Origin of the sequence: Actinomadura luteofluorescens, from assembly GCF_013409365.1 — a bacterium.
Lineage (GTDB): Bacteria > Actinomycetota > Actinomycetes > Streptosporangiales > Streptosporangiaceae > Spirillospora > Spirillospora luteofluorescens.
This window is the reverse complement of sequence record NZ_JACCBA010000001.1, coordinates 3376842-3389373: the sequence shown is the minus strand read 5'-3', so window position 1 is coordinate 3389373 and position 12532 is coordinate 3376842. Positions and strand designations below refer to the sequence as shown.

At 73.3% G+C, this 12532-nt stretch carries 12 protein-coding genes; 10 read left to right on the top strand and 2 right to left on the bottom strand.

The genetic code is table 11. From position 1 onward, the window contains the following. Positions 1 to 82 precede the first annotated feature (82 nt). Positions 83 to 1381, top strand: coding sequence for a cytochrome P450 (locus BJY14_RS15575; protein WP_179844266.1), 1299 nt, complete (start codon positions 83 to 85; stop codon positions 1379 to 1381). 5 nt (positions 1382 to 1386) lie between these two features. On the opposite strand, the gene BJY14_RS15570 is transcribed toward BJY14_RS15575, so the two are convergent. Further along, positions 1387 to 2565: an FAD-binding oxidoreductase gene (locus BJY14_RS15570; RefSeq protein ID WP_179844265.1), complete on the bottom strand. Its 1179-nt coding sequence runs from the start codon at positions 2563 to 2565 to the stop codon at positions 1387 to 1389. 126 nt (positions 2566 to 2691) lie between these two features. On the opposite strand from BJY14_RS15570, the gene BJY14_RS15565 reads away from it, so the two are divergent. The 6 genes from BJY14_RS15565 to BJY14_RS44430 all read left to right on the top strand — a co-directional run bounded on the left by BJY14_RS15565 (position 2692) and on the right by BJY14_RS44430 (position 8612). Continuing rightward, positions 2692 to 3339, top strand: a complete 648-nt coding sequence (locus tag BJY14_RS15565; protein ID WP_179844264.1) for a TetR/AcrR family transcriptional regulator — start codon at positions 2692 to 2694, stop codon at positions 3337 to 3339. A 31-nt stretch (positions 3340 to 3370) separates the two neighbouring features. Beyond that, positions 3371 to 3655, top strand: coding sequence for a GlsB/YeaQ/YmgE family stress response membrane protein (locus tag BJY14_RS15560; protein WP_179844263.1), 285 nt, complete (start codon positions 3371 to 3373; stop codon positions 3653 to 3655). Between the two features lie 256 nt (positions 3656 to 3911). Beyond that, positions 3912 to 4151 (top strand): DUF485 domain-containing protein, encoded by a 240-nt coding sequence (locus BJY14_RS15555; protein WP_246395926.1) that lies wholly within the window; start codon positions 3912 to 3914, stop codon positions 4149 to 4151. Further along, positions 4148 to 5812, top strand: a complete 1665-nt coding sequence (locus BJY14_RS15550) for a monocarboxylic acid transporter (RefSeq protein WP_179844261.1) — start codon at positions 4148 to 4150, stop codon at positions 5810 to 5812. The genes BJY14_RS15555 and BJY14_RS15550 overlap by 4 nt, the downstream gene beginning before the upstream one ends. A gap of 190 nt (positions 5813 to 6002) precedes the next feature. Further along, positions 6003 to 8207 (top strand): S8 family serine peptidase, encoded by a 2205-nt coding sequence (locus tag BJY14_RS15545; RefSeq protein WP_179844260.1) that lies wholly within the window; start codon positions 6003 to 6005, stop codon positions 8205 to 8207. Positions 8208 to 8327: 120 nt separating this feature from the next. After that, positions 8328 to 8612, top strand: a complete 285-nt coding sequence (locus tag BJY14_RS44430; protein ID WP_218905400.1) for an SHOCT domain-containing protein — start codon at positions 8328 to 8330, stop codon at positions 8610 to 8612. 47 nt (positions 8613 to 8659) lie between these two features. On the opposite strand, the gene BJY14_RS15535 is transcribed toward BJY14_RS44430, so the two are convergent. Continuing rightward, complete coding sequence (locus BJY14_RS15535; protein ID WP_179844259.1) at positions 8660 to 9268, bottom strand: MarR family winged helix-turn-helix transcriptional regulator; 609 nt, start codon at positions 9266 to 9268, stop codon at positions 8660 to 8662. A gap of 258 nt (positions 9269 to 9526) precedes the next feature. Here BJY14_RS15535 and BJY14_RS15530 point away from each other — a divergent pair, with 258 nt between their 5' ends. The 3 genes from BJY14_RS15530 (at position 9527) to BJY14_RS15520 (ending at position 12485) form a co-directional block, all read left to right on the top strand. After that, a complete protein-coding gene (locus BJY14_RS15530; RefSeq protein ID WP_179844258.1) occupies positions 9527 to 9913 on the top strand; it encodes a DUF3263 domain-containing protein in 387 nt (128 codons plus the stop codon). 38 nt (positions 9914 to 9951) lie between these two features. Further along, positions 9952 to 10755: a trehalose-phosphatase gene (gene otsB / locus BJY14_RS15525; RefSeq protein ID WP_218905398.1), complete on the top strand. Its 804-nt coding sequence runs from the start codon at positions 9952 to 9954 to the stop codon at positions 10753 to 10755. Positions 10756 to 11738: 983 nt separating this feature from the next. Further along, positions 11739 to 12485 carry a hypothetical protein gene (locus BJY14_RS15520; RefSeq protein WP_179844256.1) on the top strand — a complete coding sequence of 249 codons (747 nt, stop codon included), beginning with the start codon at positions 11739 to 11741 and terminating at the stop codon, positions 12483 to 12485. Positions 12486 to 12532: the final 47 nt, after the last annotated feature.

Sequence of the window (12532 nt, the reverse complement as noted above, 5' to 3'; positions counted from 1 at the left end):
AGCGTGTGAGCCATCCGTGCCCTCATCCGCTAGGGGGAAGTGATGGCTTGTCGTGGGTTGGGACGGTTCCTACGGTTGAGGCATGGACGAACGGGGTGTGCGGGGGCCGGGGCCGGTCGAGGCTGTTCGGTGGTGGGGGCGGATGGCCCGGAGTCCGCTCGACACCTACGGGGCCCTTGCCAGACGCTACGGGGACGCCGTGCGGGTGCCGTTCGGACGGAACCGGGCCTTCTTCCTGCTGTCGCGTCCCGAGCACGCCGAGCGGGTCCTCGTCGCCAACCAGGACAACTACGTGAAGGCGTTCACGTATCGGCCGCTCCGGGCCGTCCTCGGGGACGGGCTCCTGACGAGTGAAGGCGGGACGTGGCGGCAGCACCGGCGGGTCGTACAGCCGGTGTTCGCGCAGCGGCATGTCGTCGGGTTCGCTTCACAGATGGTCGACACTGCCGCGAAAACCGCCGAACGGTGGCCCGACGGCGTCGCGCTAGACGCGGCAGGGGAACTGCGGCGGCTCACGTTGGGCATCGTGGGGCGGGCGTTGTTCGGTAGCGAGCTTGAAGGGGAAGCCGAGAAAACGGGGCGAGCGCTTGAGGCGCTCCAGAGGGCTGCCGTGGTCGGGACCTTCTTGCCTGGGGCTACCGCAAAGCGCGGTGTGTATCAGCGGGTCCCGGGGCTTGGGGGTGCACTGGTGCACCTTGACGGCATGGTCCAGCGGGTCGTGAAGGGCTCGTCCGGTGGCGAACTGTTGAATCTCCTCAAGGAGAGTGGCCGGTTCAGCGAGACGGAGCTGCGGGACGAGGTTCTGACCCTGCTGCTGGCCGGGCACGAGACCACCGCGGCCTCGCTTGCGTGGACGTTCATGCTCCTGTCGAAATACCCGGCGGCCAGGGACCGCCTGGAGGACGAGGTGGACGAGGTCCTCCAGGGCAGGGAGCCGAAGGCAGAAGACGTCGACCGGCTCCCGTGGACGAAGGCCGTCCTGTCGGAGGCGATGCGGCTCTATCCGCCTGCCTGGACCATCGAGCGTGACGCCCTGGAAGACGACGAGGTCGCGGGAGTGCGGGTGCCGGCGGGTTCGACGGTCGCCGTGCCGCCGTATCTGATCCATCGCAACGCCGAGGTCTGGCCCAATCCGGAGGGTTTCCAACCCGAGCGGTTCATGGGGGAGCAGAAACATCCCCGGTACGCGTATCTGCCGTTCGGCGGTGGGCGCCGCATCTGTGTGGGCGCCGGTTTCGCGATGCTGGAGGCGACGCTGGTGCTCGCCACCATCGCCCGGACGCACCGGCTCGACCTGGTGCCGGGTGTGACCGTGCCCGTCCGTGCGGAGATCACGTTCCGTCCCGCCGGGGCCCTTCCGATGCGGGTCGTCAGGAGGTAGACCGCTCAGGCGGGCCGGATGTTGTGGTTGCGGTGGAACACGTTCTGCGGGTCGTAGGCGCGCTTCACCTCGCGTAGCCGCCGGAAGTCCTCCGGGGTGTAGGCGGTGGCCGTCCTGGACGTGTCGTGCAGGAAGTTCAGGAAAGAGCCACCGGTCGCGAAGGCTGCGAGTGGTGCGGCGTCGCCGGCGGAGCCGTCGATGGTGAGGGAGAACGGGACGTCCCGGTGCCCGACCGGGCCTGCGTCCAGGGCGGGACGTGCCATAGCGCCGCCCCAGTGCCGGACCTCGATCCCGGACGCCTCACTCTGGGCGATCGCTGAGATGAGTGCGTCGGGTAGGTCGGCGTAGAGATGGAAGTGAAGAGGCGGGGTACCGCCCAGCGACTCGGTCTCGGCGTAAGGCATGGTCCGGAAATCGTCCTGCAGCGGCGGCCCCGCGACCTCTAGTAGGGAACGCAACGCGCGAGCGCCTTCCGTGGCGGTGCCCGCATAGACGGCGCGGACGGCGACGACCCGGCCGTATCCAGCGTGGTTCGCCAGTGCCACAGAGACGGTGAGCGCGTCGGGGCGCGTGGGAGCCTCGTCCCGGAAGCGCGAGAGCACGTCGGCGGCCCGTTCGGCCGGGAACAGTGCGATCCCCGCGTAAACCGTCGAGACGGGCTGGAGCCGGAACTCCAGGGACGTGACGACGCCGAAGTTGCCGCTGCCGCCGCGCAGGGCCCAGAAGAGGTCGGGGTGGCGGTCGGCGTCGGCGGTGAGGTGGCGGCCGTCGGCGGTGACGAGTTCGGCGCGCAGCAGGTGGTCGGCGGCGAAGCCGAACCGGCGGGACAGCCAGCCGACGCCGCCGCCGAGGGTGTAGCCGGTGACGCCGACGGAGGCGTGCGAGCCCGACAGCGGCGACAGGCCGAGCGGAGCGGCGGCGGCGATCACTTCGCTCCAGCGGGCGCCGGCCTCGGCGCGGGCGATGCGGCGGGACGGGTCGACGAGCACGCGGGACATGCGGGACGTCCTCAGCAGCAGCCCCTCGTCCGGCGGGACGACGGTGCCGTGCCCGGTGGCCTGGACGGTCAGGGGCAGCCCGCGCTCGCGGGACGCGAGGACCGCGGCGCGGACGTCCGCGGGGCGGGTGGCGTCGACGGTCAGCGGCTCGGCGGTGCGGGTCGGTGTCCGGGTTGCGGTGTCCATGACCTCTTCCTTTCGGAGGTTTTTTCTCCACCTATTCGCACCGTAGCACTAGTCGGAGGTTTTGTCTCCACTTAGTGCCGGACGTGGCATAGAATCGGAGGACGGGCCTCCACTACGCTGGGGCTCATGGGTACGAAGCAGCGGCCGCTGCGGGCCGACGCGCGGGACAACCGCGACCGGATCCTCGCCGCCGCCCGTGAGGTGTTCGTCGAGCAGGGGCCGGGCGCGCCGCTGGAGGAGATCTCGCGCCGCGCGGGCACCGGCATCGCCACGCTCTACCGGCGCTTTCCAGACCGGCGGACGCTGACGAGGGCCGTCGCCCTGGACGCCCTGGAGCGCACCAGGGACGAGGTCAAGCGCGCGCGGGACGAGGAGGAGACCGCTTTCGCTGCCCTCGTCCGCTACATGCATCGCGTGCTGGACATCCGCATCGGCGCCGTCTTCCCCGTCCTGCTGGACCACATCCCGTTCGACGACGAGGAGATCGCCGCCACCCGCGAGGAGGGCGTCGCCGTCATGCAGGAGATCGTCGCCGCCGCCCAGAAGGACGGGGACCTGCGTCCGGACGTCACCCACGGCGATGTCGGGATGCTGCTCGTGCGGCTGTCGCGCCCGCTGCCGGGCCCGCTGCCGAAGGAGACGGGCGAGGAGCTGGCGCACCGGCACCTCGACCTGCTCATCGACGGCCTGCGCGGTGGACGTCCCGGTGAGCTCGGCGGACCGGCGCTGACCTTCGACGACCTGCGGTCCCTGGGGGACGGCCCGGAAAAGTGACGTTCGGGCAGTAACGGGCACAGGCCAGGACATGAACATCTCAGGCATCATCTCCGCGATCGTCATCGGTGCGATCATCGGAGCGCTCGGCCGGCTGCTGCTGCCCGGCCGCCAGCCCATCGGCGTCCTCCTGACCGTGATCGTCGGCATCGTCGCCGCGATCATCGGGACGGCCATCGCGCAGTCGGTCGGCGTGGCCACGACGAAGGGGATCGACTGGATCGAACTGGTCTTCCAGATCGGCCTGGCGGTGATCGGCGTCGCGATCGTCGCCGGCCTCCGGGCCAGGCGCGGCCATCGCCGCTACGAACGCTGACGGCCCGCAGGCCCCGTCCACAAGGCTCGAAGCACCTGTCGCACCGCTGACCTGGGCGGTAGTGGTCACCTCTCCCATGCGCCGGCCATGTGGCCGCCTCCGGCCGCCGCCATGCGGATCTCGTCAAACCGTGCTTGCGGTCGGCGAATCTTTGCTCTCATAGGGCGACCGAAAGGACGCGGAGAGTGACGAAGGGCGGGGGAGACCGATGGCGGGGGGACTTGCGCCCGTTGCGGGACATCAGAGGTTCCTGCTGTTGCGGAGACGGTTCCGGCGGGCGGCGGTCGTGGTCACCGCCGGATTCCTCGGCTGGTATCTCGTCTTCGTCGGGCTGGCCGCGTTCGCGCGCGGGTTCATGGCGCGGACGATCGCCGGCAACGTCAACGTCGCGCTGCTGCTCGGGCTGCTCCAGTTCGTCTCGACGTTCGCGCTGACCCTGGGGTACCTGGCGTACGCGCGCCGCCGGCTGGACCCGCTGGCCGGTGAGCTGCGGTGACGGGGCGGGCGCTGACGTTCGGGCTGTTCCTGGCGTTCATCCTGATCACGCTGGCCATCACGGTGCGGGCGCGGGCGACCACGCGCGGCGCCGACGACTTCTACGCGGGCGGGCGGACGTTCACCGGACCGCAGAACGGGATCGCGCTCGCCGGCGACTACATGTCGGCGGCCTCGTTCCTCGGCATCGCCGGGATCATCGCGCTGAACGGCTACGACGGGTTCCTGTACTCGATCGGGTTCCTGGTGGCGTGGCTGCTCGCGCTGCTGCTGGTCGAGCTGGTCCGCAACGCGGGCCGGTTCACGATGGGGGACGTGCTGGTGCGCCGGGTGCGGCGGCAGGCGCCGGTGCGGCGGGCCGCGGCCGTGTCCACCGTGACCGTGTCGGTGTTCTACCTGCTCGCGCAGATGGTCGGGGCCGGGGCGCTGGTGTCGCTGCTGCTCGGCATCCATCGCGGCGAGCGGTTCCTCGGGATGGGCGCGGCCACCGCGAAGACCGTCACGATCGTGGCGGTGGGCGCGCTGATGATCCTCTACGTGGCGTTCGGCGGGATGAAGGCCACGACCTGGGTGCAGATCATCAAGACCGGGCTGCTGATGGCCGGGGCGGTGGTCCTCACGGCGCTGGTGCTCGGCAGGTTCGGGTTCGACGCGGGCGCGATGCTCGGGTCGGCCGCCGACGCGAGCGGGAAGGGCGAGGCGTTCCTGCGCCCCGGGCTCCAGTACGGGCAGGACGTCCCGGGCGACGCCTACCGCACCGTGGTCAACAAGCTCGACTTCATCAGCCTCGCGCTCGCCCTCGTGCTCGGCACGGCGGGCCTGCCGCACGTCGTCGCGCGGTTCTTCGCCGTCCCGGACGGGCGGGCCGCGCGCACGTCGGTGTCGTGGGCGATCGGCCTCGTCGGCGTCTTCTACCTGATGACGCTCGCGCTCGGCTTCGGCGCGGCGGCCCTGGTGGGCCGGTCGGCGATCGTCGCGCAGGACCCGTCGGGCAACACCGCGGTGCCGCAGCTCGCGCAGGCCGTCGGGGAGCACGTCGGCGGACGGGCCGGCGGCGACGTCCTGCTGGCGTTCATCGGGGCGGTGGCGTTCGCGACGATCCTCGCGGTCGTGTCCGGGCTGGTGCTGGCGTCGTCGACGTCGCTGGCGCACGACTACTTCGGCCAGGTGCTGATGCTCGGCCGCCCGCGCGAGTCGCAGGAGGTCGCGGTCGCGCGGTTCGCCTCGTTCCTCGTCGGCTCCCTGGCGATCGTCCTGGCGGTGGTGGCCCGCGACCTGAACGTGGCGTTCCTGGTGGCGCTGGCGTTCGCGATGGCCGCCTCGGCGAACGTCCCGGCGATCGTGCTGTCGCTGTTCTGGCGCCGGTTCAACGCGGCCGGGGTCGTCGCGGGCATCTACGGCGGCCTGGTCGCGTCGCTGGTGCTGGTCGTCTTCTCGCCCGTGGTGTCCGGCAAGGTCGATCCGGTGACGGGGGAGAGCCTGTCGCTGTTCCCGGCGGGCGTCGACTTCCACCTGTTCCCGCTGGAGAACCCGGGCCTCGTCTCGATCCCGATCGGGTTCGCGTGCGCGGTCGCCGGGACCTTCGCCGGACGGGAGAAGGCCGACCGGGACCGCTACGACGACCTGTCGGTCAGGGCCCTGACGGGTGCAGGATCACAGTGACCGGGACGCCGCGCACGGGTTAGCATGCCGTGCCCGGTTTGATTACCCGCGAGTACGGAAGGCTGATCCGGGAAGTTCCGCGCTGTCCGGGACCGTGCCCTAATGTGCCGAGTGCCCGGGCCAGGGGCGGTTCGCGTGGCAGAATGTCACCCGCCGTGGAGCACGGTGGTCAGCCAGAAGGAGGGGCGGCGTGTCCGAAGCCGGTCGGCGCCGTCCGGCGCAAGCCCGACCGGCCGTGCCGTGGCTCCGGCTCGGCGCCCGGACGACCGCGGCCCTCGCCGCCCTCACGCTCGGCGCCGCCGTGGCGGTGCCCGCGGCGATCGTCTCCGGCACCCCGGCACGGGGCCGCACCGTTCGCGGCGCGTCGGCGGGCGCCGTGGCCGGGTCGCTGCTGAACGCCCCGACCGACCAGATCCGCTCCCGCGAGTGGCACCTCGACGTCCTGCGCGCGCAGAAGGCGTGGCGGTACTCCCGGGGACGCGGCGTCACGGTCGCCGTCCTCGACACCGGCGTGGACCGGCGGCACCCCGACCTCACCGGGCGCGTCGTCACCGGCCCGGACCTGACCGGCGGCGTACGCCGTCCGGGCAGCCGCTACTGGGGCCTGCACGGGACGTCCATGGCCAGCATCATCGCAGGTCACGGCCATGGCCCCGAGCTGTCGCAGGGCATGATGGGCGTCGCGCCGCTCAGCGGCGTCCTGTCCGTCCGCGTCACGCTGGAGAACGACGACCCGCTGCGCCGCGACAACGGCCAGCAGTCCGGTGCCGGCGGCGACCGCGACGCGGTGGCCCAGGGCATCCGGTACGCCGTCGACCACGGCGCCGGGATCATCAACATGTCGCTCGGCGGCGGCCGCCAGTCCTACAACGGCACGCCCTCGCAGGAGAAGGCGATCCGGTACGCGCTCTCCAAGGGCGTCGTGCTCATCGCCTCCGCCGGCAACGACGGCTCCGGAGCGAACCGCAGGAACTTCCCCGCCGCCTACCCGGGCGTGATCGCCGTCGGCGCGCTCGACCGCCGCCTGCGCCTCTGGAAGGACAGCAACCGGCGGTCGGGCGCCGCCGTCTGCGCGCCCGGCGTCGAGATCGTCAGCGCGGACGCCAGCAACGGCTACGTCGTCGGGACGGGCACCAGCGCCTCGTCCGCGATGGTCGCCGGGGTCGCCGCGCTCGTCCGCTCCCGCTACCCGAGGCTGAGCCCCGAGGAGGTCCGGCGGGCGCTCGTCCAGGGCTCGCCCGCCCGCCCCGGCCACCCCACCGGCTCGCCCGAGTGCCGCGGTCCGGTCGACGCGGTTCGCACCCTCGTCGCCGCCAACCAGATCAACAAGACCTCCAGCGGGCCGGTGGAGACGCCGCCGCCCCCGGCCTCGACGCCGCGGCCGGCCGCGCAGCCGTCCGGCCGCGACTCCGGGGTGCTGTTCCCGCTCGTCCTCGGCGGCGGCGGGCTGCTGGTCGTCCTCGGGCTCGTGCTCGGGTGGCGGCAGCGGCGGCGCCCCGAGGAGAACCCCGCCGACACCGACGCCGTCGCCGACTACGGCCTGCCGTCCGCCCCGGCGGCCCCGCGCGAACCCGCCGTCGTGCCCGCGGCCCCCGCCGAGACGTACGCGGCGCCCGTGGTCGCGCCGGTCAACGCGCCCCTCTTCCAGAACAACGAGGTCTTCCCGGGGCCGGCGACCGTCCAGGAGCCGCCGCCCCCGGGTGCCCTGCCGCAGAACGGCCCGCTCTGGGACGCCCCGCAGCCCGAACCCGGGCCCGTCGCCTTCGCGCCGCCGGAGTCCGGTTTCGCCGACCCCGCACCGCCGTCCGGCTGGGACGGGGGGCCGCCGCGCCCCGTCGAGCCGAAGGGGCCCCCGATCATGCCGGGCGAGCTGCGCCCGTTCGTCCCCGACGAGTTCAACGCGGGCGGGCACGGGACGCGCAACGGGCACGACCCCCTGAACGGGCCCGTGAACGGGCACGACCCCCTGAACGGGAACGGGCCCCTCAACGGGCATGACCCCCTGAACGGGCATGACCCCCTCAACGGGAACGGGCACAGCGGCGCCCCCCTCAACGGGTCGGCGCGCGACGAGCCGCCCGGCCTCGATGACGACGAGTGGGACGCCTTCCGCCGCGGCGCCCTGGAGGTACCCGACCAGCCCGAGCCGGGCACGGCTCCGCTCTCCGCGGTACCCCCGGAACCGCAGGACGAGCCGTCGCCCCCGCCCGTACCCCGCCCGGACGAGGGACCGGCCGACGCGTTCCCCGACGGCCCGCCGCCCGGCCTCGGCGGCGCCGAGCCCCCGGAAGGCCCGTTCCCGCCGCCGGACCCGGCCGACGGCGAGCCGCGCGGACGGCACTCGCGGAGGCCGCGTCCCGGCGAGGACGAGGACTACCGGCCGCCCTGGTGGTGAGCGCGGTACTCCGGCGGGCGTAGCGCGAGTGCCTCCGGCCAGACGATGCGGCCCCCCGTACCCCTCGCCGAGCATCGACTTATCCGAACACAGGAAGGTCGATGAACCATGTTGACGACGTTGGCGACACAGGCGGCCGCGATGCACCCGGGCGGCTGGCACGACGGGGACGCCCCCGCGTTCTGGCCGGTCTTCCCGATCACGTTCGGCCTGTTCTGGCTGGCCGTGCTCGGCGCCGCCTTCTACTTCATCCGCCGCCGCGTGCACGACGGCGCCGCGGCGGCCAAGGCGGCGGCCGACCCGATGACCAAGGCGCGCTCGGTGCTCGCCGAGAGGTTCGCCCGAGGCGAGATCGACGAGGACGAGTACCACGTCCGCATGTCCGCCCTCCGCAACAGCGACTGAGAGCGCGCTCGCGGGGCAACCCCCACACCCCGGAGGCCGCACACCGGTCAGTCGGCGGCGGCTTCCTCGAAGATGCGGTCGATGCCGTCCGGGTACATCGGTGCCTGGACGGCGGCGTCGGCGAAGCGGGTGAGCAGGCGGGCGAACTCGGTGCGCTCCCGCTCCGACCAGTCGGCCATCAGGTCGTCGAGGTAGGCGCGGCGGAACCGGTCGGAAACCTGCTTGACGCGCCGGCCGGACTCGGTCAGGCCGAGGTTGGCGCGGCGCGCGTCGACGGGGGAGGGACGCCGGGACACCAGGCCGGCGTCGATGGCGTGCCCGACCAGGCGGCTCGCCGTGGACGGGTCGATCTCCAGCCGTTCCGCGACCGCGCCGACGGTGACCTCGCAGGACGGCTCGTCCGGGGGCGCGCAGGCGGTGAGGGCGGCGACCGCGTTCACCACCATCAGGTTCGACAGCTGCAGCGGGCGCCCGTCCGTGGCGGTCTGGGCGCGGACGCGCTTGACGAGGTCGGGCTTGGCCCACACGCGGCGGAGGTGGAACAGCGCGGTCGCGATGTCGGTGAGGACGCCGTCCGCGGCGGATGCGGAAGGGCTCCCGTCCCGGGGCGCGTCCCGCTCGGCGGGCCGTCCCGTGGCGGAGGTCTCCGTCGCCATGCAAGGTCTCCGTTCCGGACGCGGACGCTGCGGATCATCCACTCTAACGTATGCAAAATACATATGTTGCGGCCCCGTGGGAACGCCGTTCCCCGTGAGACACACGGAGCGGAAGAGCCCCAGGTGAACGGGGATGTGATGCACTGAACCACCGGCATCCGTTCACCGGGATCCGCCGGAACTTGTCCGCCCGGACGCGTAGCATGGCTCCCGCCCGAACCCGGACGACCCGGGATCAGTAACCACAGAGGGGACCTGATGCGAGCGGCGAACGCCCCCGGTGACCCCCGCGGTGAGCTCCCCCCGCAGGACCGAGCCGACGACGACCGACCCCCGGCCGACCCCGGCGCCGACGACGCGGAGGGCGGGGCGGACGACGCCGCGTTCAGCGCCGGCGGGCTCTCCGAGCGCGACCGCCGGATCCTCGCCTTCGAACGGCAGTGGTGGAAGTACGCCGGCGCCAAGGAGCAGGCCATCCGCGAGACGTTCGACATGTCGGCGACGCGGTACTACCAGCTCCTGAACATCCTGATCGACCGGGCCGAGGCGCTGGAGTGCGACCCGATGCTCGTCAAGCGCCTGCGCCGGATGCGGACACAGCGGCAACGCAGCCGTGCCGCGCGGCGGCTCGGCATCCGGCCCTGACCTGGCCCACCATGGGGCACGTGAACTCTCCCCGCTCAATGACCGACGCAGGCACCGAAGGCCTCGACGCCCTCCGCGACGACCCGGCCGGGGCCGTGCTCGGCTTCGACTTCGACGGCACCCTGGCGCCGATCGTCGCCGACCCGGCCGCGGCGAGGGCCCACCCGGACGCCGCCCCGGCCCTGGCCCGGGTGGCGCCGCTGGTCGGCTCGCTGCTGATCGTGACCGGACGTCCCGCCGCCGTGGCCGTCGAGTACGGCGGATTCGAGGGCATCGACGGGCTCATCGTGCTCGGGCAGTACGGGCTCGAACGCTGGGAGTCCGGCACCCTGACCGTGCCGGAGCCTCCGCCGGGCGTCGCCGAGGCCCGCGCGAAGCTGCCCGGAGTCCTCGCCGCCGCCGGCGCCCCGCCCGAGACGTTCGTCGAGGACAAGGGCCAGGCGCTCGCCGTCCACACCCGCAGGTGCGCCGAACCGCAGGTCGCGCTCGACCGGCTGCGCAGCATCCTCGCCGCGCTCGCCGAGCGGACGGGCCTGTCCGTGGAGCCCGGACGGTACGTCCTCGAACTGCGGCCCCCCGGCATGGACAAGGGCAAGGCGCTGCGCTCGTTCATCGACGACCGCGGGACCCGTCCCTCCGCCGTGCTGTTCGCCGGGGACGACCTCGGCGACCTCGCCGCGTTCGACGCCGTCGACGCGCTGCGGGCCGAGGGCGTGCCCGGCGTGCTGGTGTGCAGCGGCTCCACCGAGGTCACCGCGCTCGCCGGGCGGGCGGACCTCGTGGTCGACGGGCCCGCCGGCGTGGTCGACCTCCTCGGCTCGCTCGCCGAGTCCCTCTCCTGACTCCCGCCCCGGCCCCTCGGCGCCGTCCCGGGGCGCTGGGGGCCGAGGAGTTGTTCGCCAGGTGATAAGAGTCACGGCTCGACTTGTCGTATCTCGCGAGACTCCGGGGGCCGGTGTGGAACGGGGGGTCAATTAGGCCAAAATATGGTGAATTGTGGTGAGTGCGGTTCGCGGGGGAGCCGCACGAGGGGACATCGGGAGGCGAGACGGTGGACACGGAGCCGGGACTTCCGCGCCGTCCGGACGAGATCAGGCACACGCCCTCCCAGGGCATCCCGAGGGCCACGCCCAGGGAGGGAACGCCGGTCCGACCGCCCGGCGTCCCCGTACCGCCAGGCCCACCCATCCCACCGGACGCCCCAACACGCCCGATAGTCCACACCACCCCACCCGCACCCGCGCCTGCACCGCCCGCGCCTGCACCGCCCGCGCCCGTACCGCCCGCGCCCGTACATGGCGCGCCCGCACGGCCCGAGCCCGCACGGCCCGCGCCTGTACCGGCTGTGCCTGTACCTGCCGCGCCTGCACCGCCCGCGCCTGCACCGCCCGCGCCCGTACCGCCCGCGCCCGTACATGGCGCGCCCGCACGGCCCGAGCCCGCACGGCCCGCGCCTGTACCGGCTGTGCCTGTACCTGCCGCGCCTGCACCGCCCGCGCGCGTACCTGCCGCGCCCGCACCAACCGCGCCTGCACCGGCTGCGCCTGTACCTGCCGCGCCGGTACATGGCGTGCCCGCATCGGCTGCGCCCGCGCCTGTACATGCCGCGCCCGCGTCGGCTGCGACTGTGCCGCCGCGCGTTTGGGGTACGCCGCCGCAGTCGCGGCCTGAGTCGCTGCGGTCGCATCCTGAGCCGTCGCGGACGCATGCTGAGTCGCTGCGGTCGCAGGCTTGGTCGCCGCTTGGCGGGGCCGAGTGGGCTGCTGTGCCTGAGGCGCAGGACGCCTACTCCGAAATTGAGGAGCGGTCGTCGACTACGGGGCCGATGGGTGTCCGCGAGACCAGCGGCGTCCAGGTGCGGCTGGGGTCGCGGGAGAGCGAGCGTGAGCGCCGGGAGCGGCGGCGCAAGGGACGCCGTAGCGGTCTGGTCGCGGCGGGCGTGCTCGTCCTGGCCGGGCTGGTCACGGCCGGGCTCGTCCTGACGCCCGGCTCCGGCGACAAGGGCGAGACGCAGGCGGCCCCCGCCGCGGGCGAGCGGGCGCCGGGCGGCGCCGTCAAGCCGCCCCCCGCGGGCTCGCCCATCACGGTCGGCACCGCCGACGGCTCCAGGTACCGGATCGCCGCGGTGACGTCCGGGATCAGCGACGGCGTGGTGACGACGTTCCAGTCCACGCCACCGTCCGGGACGGCGTTCCCCTACATCGAGTACATCCTCAGCAACCCGGGCGGCGGGAAGGTGCTGCTCGACTTCCCCGGGGACGTGTTCGTCCGGCGCGCCCTCGTCACGCCGGCGGCGCGGGGACGCTGCATGCCCCAGGCGGGCGTCCCCGAGGCCCTGTGCACGCCGCCGACCGACAGCCAGGTCGTGCGGCGGCTCGCGGGCGGCGCGCTCGTCGCGGGAGAGGGCGGCGACAAGTACCTGCCGCCGGGCGCGTCCTACCTGGTCCGCGCGACGGTGGACGTCCCGGTCGACCGCGGCGTCAAACGCTCGGACATGGCCCTGTACGTGTGGAAGCAGCTCTACATGGCCGACCGGCTCGCCAGGCAGGCGCCCTTCCCGAAGGGACAATGAAACCGCCGTGACCCGGTCGGTCACGGCGGTTCCGGTCGTGCTTCCCT

Bases quoted from the DNA above. Each gene is read 5' to 3' on its own strand.
- BJY14_RS15575 (WP_179844266.1), top strand. From the start codon at position 83: ATGGACGAACGGGGTGTGCGGGGGCCGGGGCCGGTCGAGGCTGTTCGG.
- BJY14_RS15570 (WP_179844265.1), bottom strand. From the start codon at position 2,565: ATGGACACCGCAACCCGGACACCGACCCGCACCGCCGAGCCGCTGACC.
- BJY14_RS15565 (WP_179844264.1), top strand. From the start codon at position 2,692: ATGGGTACGAAGCAGCGGCCGCTGCGGGCCGACGCGCGGGACAACCGC.
- BJY14_RS15560 (WP_179844263.1), top strand. From the start codon at position 3,371: ATGAACATCTCAGGCATCATCTCCGCGATCGTCATCGGTGCGATCATC.
- BJY14_RS15535 (WP_179844259.1), bottom strand. From the start codon at position 9,268: ATGGCGACGGAGACCTCCGCCACGGGACGGCCCGCCGAGCGGGACGCG.
- BJY14_RS15530 (WP_179844258.1), top strand. From the start codon at position 9,527: ATGCGAGCGGCGAACGCCCCCGGTGACCCCCGCGGTGAGCTCCCCCCG.
- otsB (WP_218905398.1), top strand. From the start codon at position 9,952: ATGACCGACGCAGGCACCGAAGGCCTCGACGCCCTCCGCGACGACCCG.
- BJY14_RS15520 (WP_179844256.1), top strand. From the start codon at position 11,739: ATGGGTGTCCGCGAGACCAGCGGCGTCCAGGTGCGGCTGGGGTCGCGG.